This window comes from Dermatophilaceae bacterium Sec6.4 (assembly GCA_039636865.1).
In the GTDB taxonomy this organism is placed as follows: Bacteria; Actinomycetota; Actinomycetes; order Actinomycetales; family Dermatophilaceae; genus Allobranchiibius.
In genome coordinates this window covers 2,051,702-2,077,486 of sequence record CP144172.1, presented here as the reverse complement: position 1 = coordinate 2,077,486, position 25,785 = coordinate 2,051,702, and the positions used below count along the sequence as shown (strand labels likewise).

The window sequence follows — 25,785 nt, the reverse complement described above, 5'->3', positions numbered from 1 at the left end:
AGGCGCGTTAAAAAGCGCGTTAGAAGGCGCAGATATCTCGGGTTGTCCGACCGCCCCTCTGCTTCTGATCCAGTTCACAAAAATTCTAGGAGGCCACCCCGATGGCAACCACCCAAGCGCCACCGACGAGGTCGGATGGTCGCCAGAACCCACCACCCGCGCCCCTCCGCCACCCCGGCCGCGCGGCAGTCAAGTGGATGACGACGACAGACCACAAGGTCATCGGCGACCTCTACCTCATCACCTCGTTCGCCTGGTTCCTGATCGGTGGCCTGTTGGCGCTGTTGATCCGCGCGGAGTTGTGGGCGCCGGGTCTGCAGATCGTGGACAACCCTGAGCAGTACAACCAGTTGTTCACAATGCACGGCACCATCATGTTGCTGTTGTTCGCGACGCCACTGTTCGCGGGTTTCGCAAACGCTTTGATGCCGTTGCAGATCGGCGCGCCGGACGTGGCGTTCCCACGGTTGAACATGTTCGCCTACTGGCTCTACTTGTTTGGTGGGCTCATCGCGGCAGGTGGTTTCCTCACCCCACAAGGCGCCGCGTCGTTCGGCTGGTTCGCCTACTCGCCGCTCAGTAGCTCGGTCTACAGCCCCGGCCTGGGCGGGAACCTGTGGGTCTTCGGGCTGGCGCTGGCCGGGTTCGGCACCATCCTGGGATCGGTCAACTTCATCACCACGATCATCTGCATGCGCGCCCCCGGTATGACGATGTTCCGGATGTCGATGTTCGTCTGGACAGTGCTGATCACCTCGATCCTGGTGATCGTGGTGTTTCCCGTGCTCGCGGCAGCGCTCTTCGCCTTAGGTGCCGACCGGGTGATGGGCGCGCACGTCTTCGATGCCCAAACCGGCGGAGCCATGCTCTGGGAGCACATGTTCTGGTTCTTCGGCCACCCGGAGGTTTACATCATCGCGTTGCCGTTCTTCGGGATCATCTCCGAGATCCTGCCGGTCTTCTCCCGCAAACCACTGTTCGGGTACAAGACCATGGCGTTCGCGACGATCGCCATCGCAGCGCTGTCGGTGAGTGTATGGGCCCATCACATGTACGCCACCGGGCAAGTGCTGCTGCCGTTCTTCGCGGTCATGTCGATGCTGATCGCGGTGCCTACCGGTCTGAAGTTCTTCAACTGGGCCGGCACCATGTGGGGCGGGTCGCTCTCGTTCGAGACGCCGATGATCTGGGCGATCGGTTTCCTGGTGACGTTCCTGTACGGCGGCCTGACCGGTGTCATCCTGGCCAGTCCGGCCCTGGACCTGTCGTTGACGGACTCCTACTTTGTGGTCGCGCACTTCCACTACGTCGTCTTTGGCACCGTGGTCTTCGCGATGTTCGCCGGGTTTTATTTCTGGTGGCCCAAATTCACCGGCCGGATGTTAGATGAACGGCTGGGGAAGATTCACTTCTGGTTGCTTTTCATCGGGTTCCACACCACGTTCCTGATCCAGCACTGGCTCGGCGTGGACGGCATGCCACGGCGCTACGCGGACTACCTACCCCAAGACGGTTTCCAGTGGATGAACGATGTATCCACCGTGGGCTCGTTCATCCTGGGCGTCTCGATGCTGCCATTCCTGTACAACGTGTACAAAACGGCGCGCACCGCACCCCTGGTCGAAACCGATGACCCCTGGGGCTACGGGGCCTCCCTGGAATGGGCAACCTCCTGCCCACCCCCGCGGCACAACTTCGACTCCATCCCCCGCATCCGCTCCGAACGCCCCGCGTTCGACCTGCACCACCCTGAAGTGGCGGCACTGTCCGTCGCTGCGGCACCCGACGCACTCTCCAAGCTGACAGCACCCGGCGACCGAAGATCACAAACCCCGGGCGTCGAACAAGACAGTGACGGTGACCTGCACACCCCGTGATCGAGGACGCCTGAAAAGTGTCCGGGCGTCAACAGTGCAGTTCGGGCTGCCCCGGCGCACCTGACGGAGAACAGGTCGTGCCCTTGCCCTCGGGTCGCAATCTCGACTGGGCCGGTGGCGTGATCCATACGGGAACGGCGGTGGTCTTCTGCCGATGGGTGGGCGGGACGGCAGTGGAGTTCGATGGAGTCGTCGCAGACCCACCGACGGTCCCGATGGTGGAAATACCACCGGCCATGGTCCCACCCGTCGAGGGCTTGTTGATCGCGTACTGTGCCTGCTCCAGCGACGTCACGACAGACCCGAGACAAGGGGGATGCCCACTCCACCAACCGCGCAGCGCGAAGAAGACAGCTTCCACGAGAAACAACTACAGGACCGTCTCATTGACCGGGTGCAATGGAAGCCCTGTCAGTTGGATGGGGCAGAAGTTTCGGGTGGACGGGTCGACCCCACCGTCGACAGCGTGATCGCCCGCCTCGACACGCCCACGACTGTGCGGGGTCGAACTCCTGACGCTGCTCGACGTGCGCGGGCTGGTCACCTGGCACATCGTGCTTGGCGCGCACTTCTCCCACTGGCCCTGTTCGAAATGGCCGGCTCCGGCTGGCGGTTCATCTGCTACTAAACCGAGAACATCGCGTGCCAAAGGTGTGGATCCCACGGTTGCGTAGCCAAGGACAGGTGCGCCGCGGCGTGTTCTGCCCGCGTGCAACCCACGCCTCTACGAGACGACGATGACCGCTTCTGCAGGCCCCCCTCCCTAGGACGGGCCTCACCGGGCGGCCGACCGAGGTCCCAAGAGCGGTTGCGCGGCTAGCCTGGTGGTCGACGGTGCGTTGACCTGCGGTATCCAGCTCTCGATTGGGTTACCAGGAGTTCGCGCCTGGTGCCAGGCCCGGAAGGGCTTTTTCTGGATGGATCGCGGTGTTGATCATGGTTTCTCGGCAAGTCCCTCGACCGGCGGAGATCCGCGAGCTGATGCAGTTCCGTCGGCCGGATCTGGACGCAACCCACCGCCGGCTCTCCCGAGCGTTGACGATCTACGATCTGCGCCAGATCGCCAAGCGGCGCACCCCACGGGCAGCATTCGACTACACCGACGGTGCCGCTGAGGCGGAGTTCAGCCTGGCCCGGGCGCGCAGGGCATTCGAGGACATCGAGTTCCATCCGGCGATCCTGCGGGATGTCTCAACGGTCGACATGTCCACCACGGTTCTTGGCGGCCCGTCGATGTTGCCGTTCGGGATCGCCCCGACGGGGTTCACCCGATTGATGCAGACCGAGGGAGAAACGGCCGGGGCCGGTGCGGCCGGCGCGGCCGGAATCCCTTTCACCCTATCGACGCTCGGCACGACGTCGATCGAAGCGGTGCGGGCCGCCAACCCGGCAGGTCGTAACTGGTTCCAGCTGTATGTCATGCGCCAACGGGAGATCTCCTACGACCTGGTGCACCGCGCGGCCCAGGCAGGTTTCGACACGCTCTTCTTCACCGTGGACACCCCAGTGGCCGGGGCGCGCCTGCGAGACGTCCGCAACGGGTTCTCCATCCCGCCGCAACTGACCGCCCGCACCGTGCTCGACACGGCGCGGCGGCCACAGTGGTGGTTTGATTTTCTCACCACACCGACGTTGCAGTTCGCTTCCCTGACATCAACCGGTGGCACCGTGGCCCAGCTGCTCGACTCGGCCATGGACCCCACGATCGGCTTCGAGGATCTGAAAATCATCCGGGACCTGTGGCCTGGGAAGCTCGCCGTCAAGGGCGTTCAGACCGTGCAGGACGCGCGCAAGCTGGTGGACCTCGGCGTCGACGGGATCGTGCTGTCAAACCACGGTGGTCGTCAGCTGGACCGCGCACCAGTGCCCTTCTACCTGCTGCCATCGGTCGTGAAAGAAGTGGGAAAAGACGTCGAGATCATTCTGGACACCGGAATCATGAACGGTGCGGACATCGTTGCTGCGCTAGCCCTCGGCGCCAATTTCACCCTGATAGGACGCGCCTACCTCTACGGGCTGATGGCCGGAGGACGAGCCGGTGTCGACCGGGCCATCGAGATTCTCGCCGAGCAGATTGAGCGGACCATGAAACTCCTACAGGTGCCTACGATCGCCGACCTCCAACCCGCACACGTCACCCAGCTACGGCAGCTGACACCACGCGACCACCACGACTGACCCCGGCGCTCTCCTGCCGTGCCCGCTCTGGTGGGCAGGAAACCCGTTCCCGCTCACGTCGCGTCAGTTTTCGCTCGGTGTCGGCACATGGGACGATATTTTCGACGTACGGAAACTTTTGTTCATCTAGTGGAAAAACGAGTGAGGGATCCACATGACGAAGCGTGTGCAGGTCGGTCGGCTGAGCGTGGCAGAGGAGCTCTATACGTTCATCGTGCAGGAGGCCCTGCCTGGGTCGGGAGTCGATGCGGACCGCTTCTGGGCCGGCACCGACGCGATCATTCATGATCTTGCGCCTCGAAATGCTGCACTGTTGGCAAAACGTGACACGTTGCAGCAGCAAATTGACGACTACCACCGCGCCCACCCAGGCACTCCTGAGCCAGACGCATACTCCTCGTTCTTAGGGGAGATCGGGTACCTGCTGGAGGAGCCCGAAGATTTCACAATCACAACAGCGGGCGTTGACGCAGAGGTCTGCGAAATTGCGGGTCCTCAGCTGGTTGTACCACTGCTCAACGCCCGGTTCGCCACCAACGCGGCCAATGCCCGCTGGGGATCCCTGTACGACGCGTTCTACGGCACCGATGTCATTCCGGAGGGTGGCGACCTGGCCCGAGGCACCTCTTACAACACCGTACGAGGCGCTGAGGTCATCGCCCGGGGACGTGCACTGCTCGATGAGTACGTGCCGCTCTCTGGCGGTTCTCATGTCGACGCCACTTCGTACGCGGTCGATGCTCAGGGACTGGCCGTGTCCGTCAAGGAAGAAATCCTCCGGCTGGAAGATCCCGCACAGCTCACCGGCTACAGGGGTTCGGCAGACGCACCCGACGCCGTTCTGCTCGAACACCATGGGCTGCACCTGGAAATAGCCATCGACCATCAGAACCCCATCGGAGCCACGGACTCGGCCGGCGTGAAGGACATCATCCTCGAGGCGGCGGTCTCAACGATCATGGATCTGGAGGACTCCGTTGCTGCGGTTGACGCTGCAGACAAGGTGCTCGGTTATCGAAACTGGCTTCACCTGATGCAGGGGACGTTGTCGCAAGAGGTATCGAAGAACGGACGCACATTCGTCCGCGAGTTGAACCCCGATCGTATTTACACGTCTCCGGCTGGAGATGCGGTGACCCTGCACGGGCGTTCGTTGCTTTTCATTCGTCAGACGGGCCACCTCATGACGACCGATGCGGTGCTGGATGGCGAGGGCCACGAGGTTCCGGAAGGGATCCTCGACGCTCTCGTCACGGGGCTGGGAAGCACGCATGACCTCAGAGGCGACACAACACGGGGGAACTCGCGAACAGGCTCAATGTATGTGGTGAAGCCCAAGATGCACGGACCCGACGAAGTCGCGTTCGCCTGTGAACTGTTCGCGCGAGTCGAACAGACCCTGGGCCTGCCCGCACTGACGATCAAGGTCGGGATCATGGACGAGGAGCGTCGCACGTCGCTGAACCTCAAAGCAGCCATCATGGCCGCCAGTGATCGCGTTGCGTTCATCAACACCGGATTTCTCGACAGGACCGGCGACGAGATCCACACGTCCATGCAGGCCGGACCGATGGTGCGCAAAAATGACATGCGCAACGAGCCGTGGATCACGGCGTACGAAGCCTCCAACATGGACATCGGCCTCGAATGCGGGTTGCAGGGTAGAGCTCAGATCGGCAAAGGCATGTGGGCCGCACCTGACAACCTGGCCGAAATGCTGGAGAAGAAGATCGAGCACCCACAGGCCGGTGCAACCTGCGCCTGGGTCCCTTCCCCTACCGCTGCGACATTGCACGCTATTCACTACCACCAGGTGGATGTGTCGCAGCGACAGAGCGAGTTGGCTGCTGGCGGACGACGATCGACCAGAGACCAGTTGCTCACAATTCCGTTGGGTGATGCGGCTGAGTGGACGCCGCAGGACCGGCAGGCAGAGCTGGACAACAACGTGCAGAGTGCGCTCGGCTACGTGGTGCGGTGGATCGATGCAGGCATCGGTTGCTCGAAAGTCCCCGACATCCACGGCGTGAACCTCATGGAGGACCGTGCGACGTGTCGAATCTCGTCCCAGCACGTTGCTAACTGGCTGCTGCACGGGGTCGTGACCAAGGAGCAGATCGAAGAAACGTTACGCCGGATGGCTGTCGTCGTGGACAGCCAGAATGCCGACGACAGGACCTACGTACCGATGGCGCCCGACTTCGACGGCCAGGCGTTCCTCGCCGCCCGGGACCTCATCTTGGAGGGGATCCTCCAGCCGAGTGGCTACACCGAACCGATCCTGCACCGGCGACGGGCAGCCCGCAAACTCATCAACGAGGACGTCGCTTCATGACACTGGACCTGAAAACTTCCCGGAGGATCATTGCCAGTGCTCGTGACCACTCCTCGTCAGTGGGATTCAAGCCGCTCACAATCGTGGTTCTCGATGCTGGTGGTCACGTCGTAGCAGCCGAGCGCGAGGACGGCTCGTCCAACAAGCGCTTCGAGATCGCCTTCGCCAAGGCCCACGGTGCGCTCTCGCTCGGCATAGGGTCACGAGCCATCATGGCTCGGGCCGAGCAACAGCCCTACTTCATCGCAGCGGTCTCCCATGCCGTCGGCGGAGCGTTGCTGCCAGTTCCCGGTGGGGTGCTCGTGCGAGACTCTGCCGGCGTCCTCTTGGGAGCGGTCGGGGTGACCGGTGACACCTCGGACAACGACGAGTCAGCAGCCATCGCAGGGATCGAGTCGGCAGGACTGGTCCCCCAAACCGAGTGACGCGCACCCTGATTGGTTGCCATCTCCGCCAATGGTGATTCCAGCCTCCCAGAAAGCTGCTCGGTCGATATCCACTGAATGAGGTCAACCCCGAAGGACGAATGACCGACCTGTTGATCCTGGCGGCAGCCGTGCTGATAGCTGCCTTCGTCCAAGGCGCGACAGGTTTCGGCTTCGCTCTGCTGGCGGGGCCTGTCATCGGAATTGTGGAACCAGCACTCCTGCCAGGCTTCCTGCTGATCCAGATGATCCCGCTGAACAGCTACATCCTGTGGCGCGAACGCGGAGGGATCGACAGGCCTGGGATCACCTGGGTCAGCGCCGGGAGGCTCCTCGGAACATTCGGGGGGTTGGGTGTGCTGCTGTTGGTGACCGCGCACCAGCTGCAGTTGCTCATCGGGTTGTCAATCATCCTCGCTGTCATCACGACGCTGCTCGCGCCGTCGTTCGACCCGAAGCGGGTTGCGTTCGTGATCGCCGGGGTGGTGACCGGCGTGACGGAAACCTCGACGGGCATCGGCGGTCCACCACTGGCGCTCGTCTTTCAACATCGCCCGGCGCCCACGCTGCGTTCGTCCGTCGCCGCGTGCTTCGTCATAGGTGAGGTGATCTCGCTGGTCATTCTGGCCCTGACCGGCAGGATCGGATCGGATCAGATCAGATCAGCGGTTCTGCTGCTACCGGCAGTGGCCATCGGCGCTTTGCTGAGCCACCTCGTGCATCACCGACTGACCGGTCCGCTGATGCGCTACACCGTCCTCGGATTCGCTCTACTCTCCGGCCTCGTGGTCACAGCGCAGGCCTTGTCCTGACCCACCTGCATGTCGGGGAACGTCAAACGCCCACTGCCGATGAGGGCAGTGGGCGTTTGACGGGTACTGGGCGGCGTCAGCTCACGGCAGCATCCAGGACAGGACGCTGGTGGATTGCAGATACACCAGCACACACATGAACAGCAGGAAGCCGAGTGTCCATCCGAGGACCTTGCGCAGGATCACGCCCTCGTCTCCCGCCAGGCCGACGGCAGCCGCGGCAATGGCGAGGTTCTGCGGGGAGATCATCTTCCCGAGGACACCACCGGAACTGTTCGCGGAAGCCATCAGCACCGGCGGCAGGTGTGCCGACTGGGCAGCGGACGTCTGCAGGGTGCCGAACAACGCGTTCGAGGACGTGTCCGACCCTGTCACGGCAACACCGAGCCACCCGAGGATGGGCGACAGGAAGGCGAATGCCGCTCCGGCGCCGGCCATCCACTTACCGATCGTGATGGTCTGTCCGGACAGGTTCATCACATAGGCGAGGGCGAGCACTCCGGCGACCGTCACGATGGCCCACTTGAGCTGGTCGAGGGTCTTGAGGTAGTCACGCAGTGCGGTGATCGGGCCCAGCCCCAACACCAGCATGGTGATGATTCCGGAGATCAGCAGCAGCGTGCCGCCTGCGGGGAGCCAGCCGAACGCGAACGTGACAGCGGACGGAGACTTCCCGGCCGGGGTCTGGATGTCCAGCCCGGGCCAGGTGAACTTGGTCGCGCCCTTGGCCAGCAGCTTCGCGATGAATCCGATCTGGGCGACGGAGAAGACCACGATGATGATCAGGTAGGGCGCATATGCCTTGAAGATGTCCGAGCGGGAGTCGGGTCCCGCCGCGTCGGTCAGCCCTGAAGCTCCCGACACGCTCGTCGCTCCCCCTGCCGCAGACGCCGCGCGGCCGGCGGTACTGCCCTCGGCTGTCCTACCGGAACGGCGACCGGTACCGCGGCTGCCACCGAGTTCTACCGCGTGCGCGGACTCGGTCGCAGCGCTCAGGTGGGACTTCACGTCCTCCTCGGAGAGTGCATCCACATGGAGCACCTCGCTGGGCTGCCACACCCGCAGGAAGATCACGATGGCCAGCGCCGAGCCGAGCGACGCCACGATGTCGGTCAGCGGAATGGAGATGTAGTTGGAGCACAGGAACTGCAGCAGGCCGAAAACGACGCCCGCGAGGAGGGCAACCGGCCAGGTCTGCTTGATCCCGCGCTTGCCGTCCACCATGAACACCAGCGCGAGCGGCACGATCAGGGCCAGGACGGGAGTCTGGCGTCCCACCGTGGAGGCGATGTCGTGCTCCGGTAGGTTGGTGATCTTGGCCAGCGTGGTGATCGGCACGGCGATTGCTCCATAAGCGACAGGCGCGGTGTTCGCCACCAGGGCCACGGAGGCTGCCTTGATCTTGGAGAAGCCGAGTGCCAGCAGCATCACCGAGGTAATGGCGACCGGGGTGCCGAAGCCGGCCAGGGCCTCCAGCAGCGCACCGAAACAGAACGCGATGATGATGGCCTGAATCCGTTGGTCCGACGACACCGTGCCGAATGACCGCCGGAGCACGTCGAAGTGCCCGGTCGTCACCGTCATTGTGTACACCCAGATGGCGTTGACCACAATCCACATGATCGGGAAGAGGCCGAAGACTGCTCCCTCCCCGGCGGCGGAGAAGGTCTGACCCACTGGCATCGAGTAGACGACGATCGCCACGATGATCGAGACGGCCAGGGCGATGAGTGCGGCCCACTGGGCACGCACCTTGAACACCGCGAGCAGCACGAAAACGGTCAGCAGCGGCAAGACAGCGAAGATGGTCGACAGGCCGAGAGAGTGTCTTATCGGGTCATAGATCTGGTCATACATAAGTGGACCTCCGGGTTCGGAACCAGCTGAAGAGACAAACGGCAAAACGGGGTGCCGTGCTACGTGCGGTTGGTTCAGGGTGCGAGTGGGTTGATCCCCCGCAGCGAGAAGTCGATGAGCTGGACCGGGTGGTACAGCGGGACGGGTGGGTCGAGATACCGGCGGATCTGCAGCAGGCACCCTGGGTTCGCGGTGGCGATCATGTCGGGTGCGACGCTGACGATGTTGGCAACCTTGCGCCGGCCGAGTTCTTCGGCGGGCTCGGGTTGGACGAGGTTGTAGATACCTGCTGACCCGCAGCACAGGTCGGTTTCGGGGATGTCGACGACCTCCAGGTCGGGGATCGTGCGTAGCACTGCCCGCGGCTGGGATCGGATCTTCTGGGCGTGCGAGAGGTGACATGCATCGTGGTACGCCACCCGGCCAGGGATGGGATGACGGGGCGCGACCGGGCCGAGGTCGTAGAGCAGCTCGTTGATATCGCGGACCTTGGCGGAGAACTGCACGGCCTTGTCGGCATACTCCTTGTCATCGCGCAGCAGCAGGCCGTAGTCCTTCATCGTCGATCCGCAACCGGCCACATTGACCACGATGCTGTCGACGTCGAGGGCAAGGAAGCGGTCGATCAGTGCTCGGGCCCGATCAAGCGCTTCCGGTTCACGTCCTGCATGCACGGACAATGCGCCGCAGCATTTCTGATCCGCCGGCGCAAGGACATCGCACCCCTCCGCCGCGAGGACCCTTGCCGTGGCTGCGTTGACGTCTGAGAAGAAGACCTGCTGGGCGCATCCCGTCAACATGGCCACCCGATGACGGACGGGACCGATCGCCGGTGTGTACTCGGGCAGGCGGACCCTGATGTCGCGCAATGCCATTGGTGGCAGTAGCGCCTCCATCGCCTGCAGTCGGGCGGGCAGCTTCTGCAGAAGTCCGGACTTTTGCAGCGGCTTGCGCAGGCTGCGCTGGTAGAGCGTTCCGAACACCGCTGCCGCCCGTAGCCGGTTCGGAAAGGGGAAGAGCGCGAAGATGGCTTCGCGGAACCACCGATCGCTGCGGGAGCGTGAATAGTTTCGCTCGATCTGCGGTCGGACCGCCTCCAACAACTGGTCGTACTTGACCCCGCTGGGGCAGGCCGTCACGCACGCCATACAGCCCAGGCACGCGTCGAAGTGGCCGGCGAATGTCTCGTCCATCTCCACGGTGCCTTCGCGGCCGGCCTTCATCAGGTAGATGCGGCCACGAGGAGAGTCCATCTCCTCTCCCCACAGGCTGTACGTCGGGCAGGCGGGCAGGCAGAACCCGCAGTGCACACAGTCCGAGATCAACTCGTCGGCCGGGGGGTGGAACGCATCGAAGACGCCGGTGCCGCCGTGGTCGTCCACCTGCAGGACGGTGTCCGGGGTCTGCCCGGCGCGAGCCATGTCGATGGGGTTGGAGGAAGTTGTCTGTTCAGTCATGCGAGATTCCGTTCAGGGCCGGTGTGCACGAAGCACGATGGGCTGGCAGGGTCGGATGCCGTGCTTACGAGGTTCAGTACCAACCCCGGAAACGACCGGGTGCACAACGCTCGTACGGATCGAGTTTGTGCTTCACAGCTCTCAGCAGCGGCGCGCTTGACGGCGGGGTACCGAAGGCAGACAGCTGGTCGGCGACCACTGCCGGTCGGTTGCGTAGTGAGCAGCTGCCGCCGAGGGTCTCGACCCTGCGCCGCCACTGATCTGCGACCTCCATCTGGGCGTCGGCCGAGCCGCTGAGGACGGCGGTATGCAGGCCGAGTGCGATGCTGCTGGCGACCGCTGCCTGCACGCCGTGCTCATCAGCAAGTGTGCGTAGTGCCTGGATGGCCTGGGGTGACCGATCGGGCAGTGCGCCTGCCCGTACGACGGTCTCCTCGGTCGAGCCGCGGGTGGCTTCCGCGAACGTGGCCCAGTGTCGGTCAGCGACGTCTGGGTCCAACAGATGCGCAGACAGTCCCTGGTCGGACAGGACCTTCGCGAGGCGACTCGACCCCGCTGAGGTCCCACTGGCACTCCCGTCGATCCGGACCAGCAGCGTTCCTGATCCGTCGCCGGTGCCTGGCTGACTCCACTCGATAGCGGTCGGCTCCACTCCGCTGCGACTCAGCGCTGACGCGGCGATGGTGGCCTCGCTGACGGTTGCGGTCGCGCGAAGTGTTGAGCTGGTGGCGGGCAGCGGGTGCAGCCGAAGGATGACCTCGGCGATCAGTCCGAGGCTGCCGAGGGAGCCGTGGAACAGTTTGGTCAGGTCGTAACCAGCGACGTTCTTGATGACATGGCTGCCGCTGTGCACGATCGTGCCGTCCGCGAGCACGATGGTGGCCCCAATGGCGAGGTCGCGCATCGTGCCGTAGCGCAGCCGCCGCGGACCGGCGTCGCCGGTGGCGAGCAGCCCGCCGATGGTTGCGCCGGCTTGCTCGGTAGCGGGGTCCAGGGCCAGCCACTGGCCCTGCTCGGCCAGCGAGGTCTGCAACGTACGCAGCGGCATTCCAGCGCCGACGACCGCAGTCATGTCACCGGGCTGGTGACTGATGAGGTCGTTCAGGCCATCCGTGCTGATCCGCAGGTCGGTCGGATCGACCACCCCGCCCCACTGGGACTTGGTGTCGGCCCCGCTGAAGAGAACCGTGCGGCCGGTTGCTTGGCCTTCGCCCAGAGCCCTGCTTGCGTCGTCCAGATCGTGGGGTGCGATCTGCTCGGTCTGCGCTGTATCACTCACCTGCGGTCACCCTCTCCCTATGACGCCTGCTGTTTCCAGCGGATGCGGCCGGTAGGGGCCGGGCAGCTCACCGCACAACCGCGGCGTGGGGAAGAGCTTGCCCGGATTGCAGATGCCGTCCGGGTCGAACGCATCACGCACCCGCTTCATCACGGCCAGGTCATCGGGGGTGAACATCTTCATCATCGAGCAGGCCTTATCCGCTCCGACGCCATGTTCACCACTGATCGACCCACCGCTGCTGACGCAGAGTTCGACGATCGCGGTCGCCAGTTCTTCAGCGTGCTCCGCCTCACCAACGTGTCGTGCGTCGTACAGCACCAACGGGTGCAGGTTGCCGTCCCCGGCGTGGAAGACGTTGGCCACCCGTAGCCCGGCGTCGTCGGCCATCTGGGCGATCTGGGTCAGTACCGGGCCGAGTTTGCTGCGCGGGATGACGCCATCCTGGACGAAGTAGTCCGGGCTGATGCGGCCCATTGCTGCGAAGGCCGACTTACGGCCCTGCCAGATCAGGGCACGCTCGGCTGTGCTCGTGGGTATCCGGATGCCGGTGGCTGCGTTGGATTCGCACAGCCTCCGTGCCGTGTCGAAGTCGGCTTCGCACTCGGTGTCGAAACCGTCCAGTTCGACGATCAGCGCGGCGGCGGCGTCGCGGGAGAATCCGGCACCGGTGGCCTGCTCGCAGGCTTCGATGGCCAGCTTGTCCAACATCTCCACCGCCGCAGGGATGACCCCGGCAGCGACGAGTCCGCTCACGGCCTGGCCGGCGTCCTCGACCGAATCAAAATCAGCAACGAGGGTGCGCACGGACTCCGGTCGTCGCAGCAACCGGACGGTGACTTCGGTGACGATGCCGAGGGTTCCCTCGGAACCAACGACGACTCCGAGTAGGTCCGGGCCGATCGAGTCGGTGGTGTCGCCGCCGAGGTGCATGATGCTGCCGTCGGGGGTGACCAGGGTGACCCCCAGGACGTGGTTGGAGGTGAATCCGTACTTCAGGCAATGCGCGCCACCACTGTTCTCGGCGACGTTCCCGCCCACCGTGCAGACGATCTGGCTGGAGGGGTCCGGCGCGAAGTAGAGACCGTAGGGAGAGGCGAGCACTGAGATACCGGAGTTGGTGACACCCGGCTGGACGGTCATCCGCTCGTTGTCCGGGTCGATACCGATGACATCACGCATCCGTGACAGCCCAATCACGATGCCGTCGGCCACCGGCAGAGCCCCACCGGACAGGCCCGTTCCGGCACCCCGCGCCACGAACGGCACACCGTGCGCGGCGCACAACCGCACGGCCGCAGAGACCTCTTCGGTGGACTGAGGCAGGACGACCAGCGCAGGGGTCATGCGGTAACCGGTCAGGCCGTCGCATTCATAGGTACGCAGCTGAGCAGGCTCGCTGATGACACCAGATTCCCCGACCGCAGCGACGAACTGGCGACGAAGCTGGGTGGTGATGGTCTTTGGTCGCGCGACCGGAGTATCGACGCTCATCGAGCAACTCCTCGAATGTTTCCACTAGGCGGGAACATTTTCCCGCCAGGCGAAACATTAGGTCGTGATGTAGGTCACGTCAATGGCCTGAAGTCCCATTTCGGACACAGTTGTACGAGCTGTAGAACTACCGGATCAGCGCTGGAGTTGAGCCTGGTGAAGAGCGCGCATGCACTACCGGCGCAGTGCGGCAATCAGGCCGGCCTGTCGTGGCGCAGTTCGTTGCCCAGCTCTGCGGCGACGAGTTGAAGGGCTGGAACGATCTGCGCGACGCGCTCTCTCGTCAGCCGCCCTGACGGTCCGGACACCGAGATGGCGACGTTGCCCGGCGCGTCCTGTAGCGCGACCGCGACACAACGCACACCCAGTTCGTGCTCGTCCTCATCCACCCCGTAGCCCAGTTGCCGAATCCGGTCCAGCTCCTGGATCAACCCTGCCGTGGTTGTGATGGTGTGCTCAGTGCTGGCCGGCATGCCGGTGCGTTGCACGAGTCGGCGTACGTCGTCGTCGTCGAGCCGCGCCAACAGCACCTTGCCGACACCGGTGGAATGAGCAGAGACACGCCGACCCACTTCGGTGAACATACGAACCGCGTACGGGGACGGCGCCTGCGCAACGTAGACCACGGCATCTCCCTCGAGACTGGCGAGATTGGCGGTCTCACCGATCTCGGCCACCAGGTCCTGCAACCTCGGTTGCGCCCAGACACTGTGGGCCCGTCGGGCAGCGTCTCCCATTCGGATCAGTCGGGAGCCAAGTGCGTAACGATGGGAGGGCTCCTGGCGAATGTATCCCTCGTCCACCAGAGTTTGCAGCAGTCGGTGGATAGTGGCCAGCGGAATCCGGGTCGTGGCGGCCAGCTGCGAAATGGTCGCGAATCCACCGGAATCAGCCAGGCTTTCCAGAATGATGAAAGCACGACTGACGGACTGGACTCCACCCGTCTCACTGCTGCGCGCCACGCAGTTGCCCCTTCTCTTCACCATGGACACTGCTGCCGCCCGGTCAGAATCCCCTGAACGACCACGACCTATGCCCGAAACGACCGGCTCGCCGCTGGTTAGCCACTCATTAGCCAGGATGATTGCGCTTCGCGCGAATCGTAGCGGACCAGAATGCGAGGTCAATGGTGTGCGGTGCGCGGGGTTGGCATTGCCGACCAGCAATCCTCTGTTGTTCGCTGTCCCCGACCACGAAGGCATCGCGATGTCCGCAATGCCGCACCCACGGACGTACGTAGTGCCGGAAAGTCTGCGCAGAGGGGCGGTGCTAACAACGTGAAGCAGGCTGCCGACGGAGACGTTATGCGTGTATTGGGTACAGCATCGACACCGAGCGGTGGGCGCGTCCTCAGCGCGGGTTGCGAGTTCCTGGCACTCGACGACGTGATCCGGCTGGATGCCCGATACACAGCGGTGGCGTGCTCCAGGGTGATCTCGACCATCGCCAAATCCCTACTCGAGAGCGGAGGATTCAGACCTCAACGACACCCTCGATTGTAAAGAGCCACTAGAGGTGGTCGCATCGCGCGACCACTGGTGGCCCGCTGGGGTGGGCCAGTGCTCGCTGATGCAGGAACCAGGATGCTCAGGATCGAGAGTCCGAAGAATTCGCCGCAATGCGACCCGCTACTCCCCTGACCCCGCGCCAGGCATCGCGCAGAAAGTTTATGGCCAGCAGCCGGCCTCGCTCAGTCGGGCCTCATTATCAATCAATTCCTTCTTGGACCACACGGCATAACACCTCACACACAAAACGGGTGTCGCAACGACCAATTGAGCTCACCATCGGATTACCGACGGTCGAGGTCAGATCGGCGACCTTCAACCATCGCCGCCGACGTGGATCGGTGTCAGCATGACGATGTGGTCCTGGCGATCGTCATGAGCGCCGTTGCAGCGGTGTTCTGATCCTCAGGGACCCTACTGGCGCTGACGGCGCGGCGCGGACGACGCTTCGGTAGCCGAGGGGCGCGTCTGCCGATGACCACGAGGCCGTTGTGGTGTTCCAACGACCGATAGCACTCGCCCTCCACTACCGGTGATGGTGTGTGCTCCACGGGTGTCGTCCGTTCTATCTGGCTTTGAGAGTCGCAGTGAGCGCGGCAGCGGCCTCCGAGGCCGCGGCGTGGCCGACGCCGAGGTAGGCGGCTTCTTCGAGGTGGTGAGGATTTACCCCGGAAATGGCGTCGTTGATGAGTAGGACCCGGAAGTCGCGTTCGCTGGCTCCGTAGAGGGTGGCGCGGGGGCAGTTGGGGTAGTTGCATCCGGTCAGGACGACGGTGGTGACGCCTTCGGTGCGGAGGTGGTGCTCGAGGGGGGTGCGGTGGAAGGCGTTCCATCGGGGTTTCCACATGACCCATTCCCGCTCGCCGAGTTGCTGGGGGTGCCCGGCGAGCAGGGCGGCGGGATCCAGAGGGGTGTCGTTCTCCAGCAGTGTCGGTGCGATTTGAGAGCCGGTGGAGTGGGGTCGCACTATCGGTGCGCCGGACGCAATCGCAGTGCGGCGGGCAAGATCGACGTCGTCACCGTCGTAGAGGCGGACTACGTGGATGATGGGCCGCTTCGCGATGCGGTATGCCGCGAGGAGTTGGCCGATCGCGGGCAGCACGTCGGTAGTGCCGGGGATCGGACTGGCTCCACCGTCGCAGAAGTCGACCTGGGTGTCAATGACGATCAACGCGGATCGGTCGAGCTGGGGGGTCGTGTGCGGGTCATGCCCGGTAGTAGATGTAGGCATTGTCGCGGCCTCCTTGGTCGTCGGCGGTCACCGTTCGATGATTACACGTTGTTCGCCGATCCTGCTTTTCGGGGACTGAGTCACGGGTTTACAGCTATCAGAGCGGGGTCAACATGTAGTGGGGGCCGTCGGTGAGGACGTTATGGCGGGTATTCCAGTAATGCACCACGAACGCTGAATATGCGTGCAGGAGCGGCTTCTTCGCGTGGCTGGTGGGCAGCTGGTCACGTGTTTTGGAGCGCGTTCAGTCTGCGGACCCCGGAATAGCCGTACCCCGATCACGGGGACCCGAGGCGCCGGCCCGGTCAAGAACCGGGAGGCGACCGCATCAAGGTGACCAATGAGGCGACCTTCAACCCCGCGTTCGCGCCCGTATCGGTCGGCACTGTCAGGTGGCGCCCGGCCAACTGGTGCAGCCCAGCAGATCGGGCCAGTGCAAGGACCGGGACCAGCTCGGCGCCCGATACGAGATGCCCTTCGTGATGTGGTGAAATCCGGACCCTGCGGACGTCCGATTTTCTTAGCACGCAAGGGCATTCTCACTTCACGACGTGCTCGCACCGCTCAGCTCACCGGTGGATCGAGGTTGAGCTCCCCTCCCCCGTGAGAGTTTGAATCGCCTCTGAGTGCCTGCCGGCTAGCCCAAAGCCCGCCACGACAGGCACTCGCGGGCGGCTCAGCCCATCGGTCGTTCGATAGGCGGACGGCTCATTCTGGTGAGCGTCAGAACCCATTCACATGGCCAATCGGGCTGCTGACATTCAGATGCCGTCACGGCTGGTTGCCTTGGCTTGCCGACTTCGCGACTGCGTTCCCGGCCAGACACCCCACGGCTGCTGCGTACTCGAAGTCCTCAGACAACGATCCGCAGCGGCTCTTCGATGACTCGGACCATGTCCCGCAGAAACTGTGCCCCGGTCGCTCCATCGATGACGCGATGGTCGACGGTCAGGGTCAGCCGCATGGTCGTTGTCACCGTCACCTGCCCGTCCCTCACAACAGGGGTCTCGACGGACGAACCAACCGCGAGGATCGCCGCCTCTGGCGGATTGATGACCGCGGTGAACTCACTGATCCCGAACATGCCGAGGTTGCTGATTGTGAAGGTGCCACCCGAGAATTCATCGGGGGTGAGTCGGCCAGCACGAGCACGGCCTGCGAGCTCGCGAGCTTCAACCCCGATCTCGCGGGCAGTCTTGCGGTCGGCGTCGCGAACGACCGGGACTATCAGACCATCGTCGATGGCCACGGCGATCCCGATGTTGACGTGCCCACGGCGCACGATGTGATCCCCGCCCCACGCGGCGTTCACCTCCGGATGCGCCCGCAGGACCACGGCGCACGCCCGGATGAGCAGGTCGGTAATGGTGATCTTGACGCCGTCTGCGGCAAGTTGCGTGTTGACCTCGGCGCGGAAACGCAGCAACGGGGCGACGTCGACGACGACGGTGAGGTGGAAGTGCGGTGCGGCCGCACTCTGTGTGAGGCGCTCGGCAGTGATCCGCCGGATCGCGGTGAGGGGGATCTTTTCGTCGTCCTTTCCCGCTGGCAGGACCGCCGCTGCGGGGGTCTGCTGAGCAGCCGAGGCTGGCTTATCCACCGGGGCTGACTTATCCACCAGGGCTGAAGGATGCTTTGGGGCCGGTAACGTCGGCTGGGCCACGGCGCTTGTGGTGTCCAGGTCCGCGAGGTCGGCCCGAATGATCCGCCCGCCGGGCCCGGAGCCGTGGACCGTGGACAGGTCGATCCCCTGCTCGCGGGCAAGGGAACGCACCAGCGGCGTCGCCCGCACCCGGACGTCGCTGGGCGCGACCGGGGTTGAGGAGTCAGGCCCGTGCCCAGCGACATCCGGCGCTGCGGCGTCGAACTTCTCAGGTGGCTCAGCTGCAGCGGACCCGACCGAGTCGCCTGGTTCGCCAATCGTCGCGATCACCTCACCGATGGGCACGGTGGCGCCCTCCTGGACGACGATCTTGGTGAGGATCCCGTCCTCGTAGGCCTCCAGTTCCATCGTGGCCTTGTCGGTTTCGATCTCGGCGAGGACATCACCCCGGTGGACCTCGTCGCCTTCGTTTTTGAGCCAGCTGGAAAGGATCCCCTCGGTCATCGTGTCGGAGAGGCGGGGCATGATGACGTCTGGCATGGCTGGCTTCCTAGCGGGTGAACCGGGTGGCGTCGAGGACCTCGTTGATCACTTTGGTCAGGTCCTTGGCATCGGGCAGGGCTGCGTTTTCCAGTGGTTTGGCGTAGGGCAGCGGGATCTCTGCTGCGGCTACCCGACGCACAGGGGCATCGAGGTAGTCGAAGGCTCCCTCTTGGATCGTGGCCGCGAGTTCGGCTCCGATGCCGTAGCTGAGCCAGTCGTCTTCGAGCACGACGGCGCGACTGGTCTTGCGCACTGATGCGCACACCGTTTCCCGGTCGAGTGGTCGCAAGCTGCGCAGATCGATGACCTCGACTGAGACGCCCTGCTCCTGGAACTGGCGGGCCACTTGGAGCGCGATGAGGGTGGCGCGCGAGTAACTGATGACGGTGATGTCGGTGCCGATCTTGGCTACGGCGGCTTTGCCGATCTCGCCGACCTGCTCACCGTCCGGCACCTCGCCCTTGGTGTTGTACAGCGCGAGATTCTCCAGGAACAGGACCGGGTCGTCGTCCCGAATCGATGCAGTGAGCAGCGCCTTGGCATCGGCGGGGCTCGACGGAGCCACGACCTTGAGACCAGGGATATGGGCGTACCAGACCTCCAGGTTCTGCGAGTGCGTAGCGCCCAGCTGCTGACCGCCGCCACCGGGGGTTCGGATGACCATCGGCACCGACACCTGACCACCGAACATCGCGTGCATCTTGGCGGCATGGTTGACGATCTGGTCGATCGCGAGCAACGTGAAGTTGATCGTCATGACCTCGACCACCGGTCGCATGCCGAGCATGGCCATGCCGATCCCGACGCCGATGAATCCCTCCTCGGCGATCGGGGTGTCCCTCACTCGCGTCGGACCGAATTCCGCGAGGAGACCGGCGGTGATCTTGTACGAGCCCTCGAAAATGCCGATCTCCTCACCGAGCAGAACCACCGAGTCATCGCGGACCAACTCGGCACGCAAGGTGGAGCGCAGTGCCTCGCGATACGTCATCTCGCTCATGACCGCTCCCCGTCGTCCGACGCGTCACTCGGGACGCAGATCACCGGGTCGCCGGGTAGCTGGTGCGGGGTGCCCGCCACCGGCGTGGCGTAGGCGTGAACGAACAGGTCGGCCACCTCGGGATCGGGGCTCACATCGGCGAACGCGACTGCAGCGGCGACCCGCTCCTCCGCGTCGGCTTCGATCGCAGTCGCAGCGTCGTCATCCAGGACCCCGGACCCGATGAGCTGAGCCCGCAAGGCCGGCACCGGGTCCAGTTCGCGCGCCTGCTGGGTGTCCTCCTTCGACCGGTACTTCGCGGGATCAACGACAGAGTGACCGCGAAGCCGGTAGCTCATCGCCTCGACCAGGCTCGGCTGGCGCTGCGTCCGGGCCTGGTCCAGCGCCGCAGCGGCCGCCTCGCGCACGGCCACGACGTCGTCACCATCTACCCGCACCCCTGGCATCCGGTAGGAGCAACCACGCTTGTAGAGCTCGGGTTCGGCCGCGGCCTTCTCCACAGGGGTGCCCATGCCGAGCCGGTTGTTGATGATGACGTAGACGATCGGCAGGCGCCACAGTGCCGCCAGGTTCAGGGACTCGTGGAACGCGCCGATATTCGTGGTGCCATCGCCCATCAGGCACATCACGGCTTCGGCATCCGGACCGGGCTCGCCCCGGTACGTCAGCGCCAGCGCGGCACCGGTCGCGGGCGGAATCTGCCCGCCGACGATTCCGTAACCACCCAGCATCCGAGCCTTCTGGTCGAACAAGTGCATCGACCCACCGCGTCCGCCCGAGACGCCGGTCACCTTGCCGAACAGCTCGGCCATGACCCGTCCCGGCTCCAGGCCCCGCGACAGGGCATATCCATGGTCGCGATATGTGGTGAAAAGGTAGTCGCTGCGGCGCAGCGCCGCCATCAGCCCAACTACCGTCGCTTCCTCGCCAAGATTGAGGTGGCAGTAGCCGCCGATCTTGGCTCGTTGATACATCTCACTCGCCCGCAATTCAAACGAGCGGATCAGGACCATCTGGCGGTAGTAGTCCTTCAGCGTCTCCGCAGCGACGTCGCCCCCCGCCTCCTGAATGCCCGTCGCGGGGCTACCGGTGCTACCAGCCATGGCCTCTCTCCTGTCCGTACTCCGACGTGGCCTCGCTGCGCGTTGCGAGCTGCTGGTTCAAAAACCGGGAGACTGCTCCTCCAGGGTGAAGCGGTCGCCTCCCGCATGGCAGCGCGGGCAGGCCTGCGGTGAGTGGTCTGCGCGGACTGCCTCGCCGCAGACCTGACACACCCACTCGGTAGCGAGCAGGGCCACGACGTCACCGCGGCTGACGACCCCCACCAGCTCACCGTGGACGACGACAGGCACCCGGCGGATGCGCCGATCCACGAGCAGGTGCCGCACATCAGCGATAGGTGTACCAGTACTGACGCTGATGACGTTCGTCGTCATCACATCGGCGGCGACGGACCCGATCTTGGCCAGCAGGTCGAATTCACTGACCAGCCCGAGCAGTACCCCGGCAGCATCAACGACCGGAACCCCGCTGATTCCTTTGGATCGCATCAGATTCGCGACATGTCCAACCGTGTCGTCCGGCGACACGGTATATACCGGGGCCGACATGATCTCGCCGGCTGTCGCGGCAGCCGGCTCTGCGGTGTAGGACTGTGATTGGCCCATGACCGTTCAGACTATTCCGTTCTCACCTCCGGTGTCGTAAGAACGACCTGAAGCGCTGCGGGTGCGGCCGCAGCCGCGCGTCGTTCGTAACAGATGGGCGGTCTCAGACATCCCTTGCACCGGACATCTCGCCGGCCCACCTCCCCTCCCGCAGGAAAGTAGTCGAACGACATAGTGCCGGCCGTGACACGCTGTACGAACGGCTGCCGCGCGGCCGGGTGGTCGCGCATCGCCAACAACGTCGGGAAGGCCACCATGCCGGAGTTCATGAGTACGTCACACGTTGATTTGTCAGTGTCCGATGTGGAAGCCAGTGCCACCTGGTATTGCCAGGTCCTGGGACTGCACCGAGTTACCCGTGCAGAGTTCGAAGACCGCATCATGGTCGTCCTTCGACACGAGAACAGCGGGCTGATCATCGGTTTGAATCAACACGCGCGACCTACCGCTGACCGATTCGATGAGCGCCGCCCAGGGCTGGATCACATCGGGTTCACTGTCGCGCAACGAGTCGATCTGGATTCGTGGCAGGCTCACTTCGCTGACCGTGGGGTGCAGCACTCCCCCGTGACGGATGCACCCTCAGGATCTGGAACCGCGCTGGTGTTCCGGGACCCGGACAATATCCAACTGGAGATGTGGTGGTCCGGATCGCAGTGATGCTCGCGCTGTAGCGGCCGGCCCGGTCACGATGGACCGGCGGTGCCACGCGCCGGGACTGCTTCGAACGATGACCGCGGGGATCAATATCTCCTGACACACCTACCAGCACCGACCCCTGCGCGGGCTCGGTTCACCATCATCCTGTGATGGCGGAGAAATGCCCTGCGACTCGATCAACGGCGCCGCCTACCGGTGTCGATTGGCCCCTCCTGGTGACCATGTCTCATCTTCGGCCTGCTGTTCTGTACGCACGTTGGCGATTGGCGTAGGTTGACGGGTAGTTGCTTCGCAGCCAGCCTGAAACTCGCGGTCTGCCTTATCGCCGTCGCGAGGAGTTTTCGCTCATGGTCAGGCATCACCGGCGGGACGTCCTGCACGCGCGTCCTGGCGCTGCAGCAAGAATCCAGCGCACAGTGAGCCGAGCTGAGCTACGCCGTGGGCACTCCCGTGTTCCTGCTGATCGGCGGCAAGACCGGCCGAGATGGACTACGTCGGACGACCCGCAATCGACCCGATGCCTGATCAAGCCGACGCGACGAACAAGCATCAAATAGGGCAGCGAATACTCAGAGTATTACCTAATTCACGGAGACGATATTCGATGGCGCAGAGCGATCAATCATGCGAACCGGTAGAATCGCGCGCTTCTCCTGCCATCAATCGATCAATACTGTGTCGCACCACGGGAAAAACAATGCCCACTTCAGGCTTGCGCCCTCGATGATCGGCTTCGAGCCACGAATGGGCGGGACGTACTACTGGTGATCCACAGTGCTTTTACCGAATAAGCTGCTCAGCCCCAATGTAAGGAAGTCGTTATGCACGCGAACAGTTTCGATGCACGGAGCCAACTGACGGTAGGCGACATGTCCTACACCATCTATCGACTCGATCGAATAGCTGGTTCGGAACGACTGCCTTACAGCCTCAAGGTTTTGCTGGAGAATTTGCTACGCAACGAGGACGGTGTCCTGGTCACCGCTGATCAGGTACGCGCGCTCGCAGCGTGGGACCCAGCGGCAGAACACGGCAGCGAAGTCCAGTTCACACCGGCGCGCGTACTGCTGCAGGACTTCACGGGTGTGCCGTGTGCGGTTGACCTCGTGGCGATGCGCGATGCGATGACGTCGTTCGGCGGGGACCCGCAGAAAATCAATCCACTGGTGCCGGTTGAGCTGGTCATCGACCATTCCGTGATCGCCGACGTGTTCGGGCGATCGGACGCCTTCGGGCGCAACGCGGCCCTGGAGTTCGAACGCAACCAGGAGCGCTACCAGTTGCTTCGGTGGTCCCAGCAGTCATTCGATGATTTCCTGGTAGTACCTCCGGACACCGGAATCTGCCACCAGGTCAACCTGGAATACCTGGCCCGCGTGGTCTTCACCCGAGAGTCCGAAGGCAGCACGATGGCTTATCCGGACACGCTCGTGGGCACCGACTCGCACACGCCGATGGTCAATGGTCTGGGAGTCCTCGGTTGGGGCGTGGGCGGCATCGAGGCGGAGGCCGCAATGCTCGGTCAACCGATGAGCATGCTGATCCCGCCGGTGCTCGGGTTCAAGCTGACCGGCGAACTTCCTGAGGGTGCTACGGCCACCGACCTGGTGCTTACGGTTGCGCAGGTGCTGCGCCAGACCGGGGTGGTCGGAAAGTTCGTGGAGTTCTACGGGCCGGGCGTGGCCAACGTTCCACTGGCCAACCGAGCCACGTTGGGCAATATGAGCCCTGAGTACGGCTCGACGTGTGCGATCTTCCCGATCGACCAGGTCACCCTGGACTACCTGCGCCTCACCGGACGCACCTCACAGCAGATCGCGCTCGTACAGGCCTACGCGAAAGAACAGGGACTCTGGCATGACCCTGCGCGCGAGGCAACCTACTCCCAGAGCGTGGAACTGGATCTGAGCACTGTTGAGCCGTCGATCGCGGGGCCAGCCCGGCCACAGGATCGCATCGCGCTGAAATCGGTACCCCGGCAGGTGGAGTGCCTGTTAGCGGACCTGCCAGGCTCACCGACAAGGCCAGGGCCTACCGGTCTGGACGAAGCATCCGCGGAGTCGTTCCCAGCAAGCGATCCGGTCTCGATCAGCGCGGACCACACGATCGACCTCCCGAGCCCGGCGTGCTCCACCGATGCTGGGCAGCAATGGCCCTCCCGGCCAACACCGGTCACTTTCGAGGACGGTAGCCAGGCCACGATCGACAACGGTTCAGTAGTGATCGCGGCGATCACCTCGTGCACCAACACATCGAATCCGTCGGTGATGATCGCTGCGGGCCTGGTTGCCAAGAAGGCCGTCGAGCGAGGACTGCGAAGCAAACCGTGGGTGAAGACCTCGCTGGCGCCCGGGTCGCGAGTCGTCACCGACTACTACAACAAGTCAGGTCTGACCCCCTACCTCGAAGAGCTCGGTTTCAACCTGGTGGGCTACGGGTGCACGACGTGCATCGGCAACTCCGGGCCGCTCATCCCACAGGTCAGCGCCGCCGTCAACGAGAACGACCTCAATGTCAGTTCGGTCCTGTCCGGCAACCGAAACTTCGAGGGCCGAATCCACGCCGAGGTGAAGATGAATTTCCTCATGTCGCCGCCACTGGTTGTCGCGTATGCCCTTGCGGGCAGCATGCATGTCAATCTCACCACTGATCCGCTCGGGCAGGACCCGGACGGCACGCCGGTCTATCTGCGTGACATCTGGCCGACCACCGGTGAGGTATCCGAGGTGGTCGATGCGTTCGTACAGGCAGAGATGTTCACCAAGGGTTACAGCGACGTCTTCGCCGGCGATGAGAATTGGAACAGTCTTGATGTTCCCTCAGGCGACAGGTTCGCCTGGCAGGGCACCTCGACCTACGTTCGCTCACCGCCATTCTTCGACGGCATGCCCGCAGCGCCCGCACCCCTTGAAGACATCGTCGACGCTCGTGTCCTGGTGCTGCTGGGCGACTCGGTGACCACCGACCACATCTCGCCGGCCGGCGCCATCAAGAAGGACTCGCCGGCGGGCCGCTATCTGATGGAGCAGGGTGTTGCTCCCGCTGATTTCAATTCCTATGGTTCCCGGCGTGGAAATCACGAAGTCATGATCCGCGGAACCTTCGCCAATATCCGGCTGCGCAACCAACTCGTCCCCGGAGTAGAAGGCGGCTTCACGCGTCATCCTGCCGATGGGCAGCAGACAACGATCTTTGACGCTGCGATGTCGTACGCGGCTGACCGCGTGCCGCTGATCGTGATCGCCGGCGCGGACTACGGCTCGGGTTCTTCGCGCGACTGGGCGGCCAAGGGCACGCTACTACTTGGAGTCAAAGCCGTACTCGCGACGTCGTTCGAGCGGATTCACCGTTCCAACCTGATCGGCATGGGCGTTTTGCCGCTGCAGTTCGAGGCCGGCGAGTCGGCGCAAAGCCTCGGCCTGACCGGACGGGAGTTTTATTCGATAACCGGGATGGCAGACGCCCAAGGTGTTCCCGACAAGGTCACGGTTCGCCTCCGAGACGGTGCGCAGGTGCGGGAGTTTTCCGCCATCGTGCGCATCGACACGCCAGCGGAGGCTGCATATTTCCAACATGGAGGAATTCTGCAATACGTACTTCGTAATCTCCTCGACGGCGAAAGGTGAAGGCCAGCTAATTCTCGCGCCCTTACCGAGCCCTTCACGTGTAGAGCGAGCAGGGTTTATCTACGGCTGCCCTTTATGTATTGGGACATTCTGCTCGTGCATTGTGTGGTGACCTCGGGTACAGGACTGCGCCAACACTTAAAATAAAAAAATTCCGGCTCGACCACGTCACTCCTGCTAGCGTGCTGTCCTAACGGAAACCGGCCTAGATTTCCGCCCAGGGCGGCCGAACT

17 protein-coding genes are annotated in these 25,785 nt (G+C 63.8%); 7 read left to right on the top strand and 10 right to left on the bottom strand.

Features of this window, described 5'->3' with window-relative positions:
• The first annotated feature begins 101 nt into the window (after positions 1 to 101).
• The 5 genes from ctaD (at position 102) to V3G39_09955 (ending at position 7,627) form a co-directional block, all read left to right on the top strand.
• The gene (gene ctaD, locus V3G39_09975; GenBank protein XAS74995.1) at positions 102 to 1,877 is read left to right on the top strand and encodes a cytochrome c oxidase subunit I; all 1,776 of its coding nucleotides are present in this window, start codon (positions 102 to 104) and stop codon (positions 1,875 to 1,877) included.
• 936 nt (positions 1,878 to 2,813) lie between these two features.
• Positions 2,814 to 4,055 carry an alpha-hydroxy acid oxidase gene (locus tag V3G39_09970; GenBank protein ID XAS74994.1) on the top strand — a complete coding sequence of 414 codons (1,242 nt, stop codon included), beginning with the start codon at positions 2,814 to 2,816 and terminating at the stop codon, positions 4,053 to 4,055.
• Positions 4,056 to 4,209: 154 nt separating this feature from the next.
• The gene (locus tag V3G39_09965; protein XAS74993.1) at positions 4,210 to 6,390 is read left to right on the top strand and encodes a malate synthase G; all 2,181 of its coding nucleotides are present in this window, start codon (positions 4,210 to 4,212) and stop codon (positions 6,388 to 6,390) included.
• Positions 6,387 to 6,815 (top strand): heme-binding protein, encoded by a 429-nt coding sequence (locus V3G39_09960; protein ID XAS74992.1) that lies wholly within the window; start codon positions 6,387 to 6,389, stop codon positions 6,813 to 6,815. The genes V3G39_09965 and V3G39_09960 overlap by 4 nt, the downstream gene beginning before the upstream one ends.
• Before the next feature lie 101 nt (positions 6,816 to 6,916).
• Positions 6,917 to 7,627 (top strand): sulfite exporter TauE/SafE family protein, encoded by a 711-nt coding sequence (locus V3G39_09955; GenBank protein XAS74991.1) that lies wholly within the window; start codon positions 6,917 to 6,919, stop codon positions 7,625 to 7,627.
• A gap of 81 nt (positions 7,628 to 7,708) precedes the next feature.
• Here V3G39_09955 and V3G39_09950 read toward each other — a convergent pair whose 3' ends face one another.
• The 10 genes from V3G39_09950 to V3G39_09905 form a co-directional block, all read right to left on the bottom strand.
• Positions 7,709 to 9,484 carry an L-lactate permease gene (locus V3G39_09950; protein ID XAS74990.1) on the bottom strand — a complete coding sequence of 592 codons (1,776 nt, stop codon included), beginning with the start codon at positions 9,482 to 9,484 and terminating at the stop codon, positions 7,709 to 7,711.
• A gap of 74 nt (positions 9,485 to 9,558) precedes the next feature.
• A complete protein-coding gene (locus V3G39_09945; GenBank protein XAS74989.1) occupies positions 9,559 to 10,941 on the bottom strand; it encodes a heterodisulfide reductase-related iron-sulfur binding cluster in 1,383 nt (460 codons plus the stop codon).
• A gap of 73 nt (positions 10,942 to 11,014) precedes the next feature.
• Positions 11,015 to 12,220, bottom strand: a complete 1,206-nt coding sequence (locus tag V3G39_09940) for an FAD-binding oxidoreductase (GenBank protein XAS74988.1) — start codon at positions 12,218 to 12,220, stop codon at positions 11,015 to 11,017.
• A 6-nt stretch (positions 12,221 to 12,226) separates the two neighbouring features.
• Entirely contained in the window at positions 12,227 to 13,714 is a 1,488-nt protein-coding gene (locus tag V3G39_09935) for an FAD-linked oxidase C-terminal domain-containing protein (GenBank protein ID XAS74987.1), read from the bottom strand.
• A gap of 194 nt (positions 13,715 to 13,908) precedes the next feature.
• Complete coding sequence (locus V3G39_09930) at positions 13,909 to 14,676, bottom strand: IclR family transcriptional regulator (protein XAS74986.1); 768 nt, start codon at positions 14,674 to 14,676, stop codon at positions 13,909 to 13,911.
• 1,111 nt (positions 14,677 to 15,787) lie between these two features.
• Positions 15,788 to 16,453, bottom strand: coding sequence for an isochorismatase family cysteine hydrolase (locus tag V3G39_09925; GenBank protein XAS74985.1), 666 nt, complete (start codon positions 16,451 to 16,453; stop codon positions 15,788 to 15,790).
• Between the two features lie 853 nt (positions 16,454 to 17,306).
• Entirely contained in the window at positions 17,307 to 18,596 is a 1,290-nt protein-coding gene (locus V3G39_09920; GenBank protein ID XAS74984.1) for a dihydrolipoamide acetyltransferase family protein, read from the bottom strand.
• 10 nt (positions 18,597 to 18,606) lie between these two features.
• Positions 18,607 to 19,599 carry an alpha-ketoacid dehydrogenase subunit beta gene (locus V3G39_09915; protein XAS74983.1) on the bottom strand — a complete coding sequence of 331 codons (993 nt, stop codon included), beginning with the start codon at positions 19,597 to 19,599 and terminating at the stop codon, positions 18,607 to 18,609.
• A complete protein-coding gene (pdhA, locus tag V3G39_09910; protein XAS74982.1) occupies positions 19,596 to 20,702 on the bottom strand; it encodes a pyruvate dehydrogenase (acetyl-transferring) E1 component subunit alpha in 1,107 nt (368 codons plus the stop codon). Before pdhA ends, V3G39_09915 begins: the two co-directional genes overlap by 4 nt.
• Before the next feature lie 57 nt (positions 20,703 to 20,759).
• Entirely contained in the window at positions 20,760 to 21,266 is a 507-nt protein-coding gene (locus tag V3G39_09905) for a CBS domain-containing protein (GenBank protein XAS74981.1), read from the bottom strand.
• Between the two features lie 183 nt (positions 21,267 to 21,449).
• Between V3G39_09905 and V3G39_09900 the strand changes: the two genes are divergently transcribed.
• Both V3G39_09900 and V3G39_09895 read left to right on the top strand, forming a co-directional pair.
• Positions 21,450 to 21,926, top strand: coding sequence for a VOC family protein (locus tag V3G39_09900; protein XAS74980.1), 477 nt, complete (start codon positions 21,450 to 21,452; stop codon positions 21,924 to 21,926).
• Positions 21,927 to 22,747: 821 nt separating this feature from the next.
• Positions 22,748 to 25,552: an aconitate hydratase gene (locus V3G39_09895; protein ID XAS74979.1), complete on the top strand. Its 2,805-nt coding sequence runs from the start codon at positions 22,748 to 22,750 to the stop codon at positions 25,550 to 25,552.
• Positions 25,553 to 25,785: the final 233 nt, after the last annotated feature.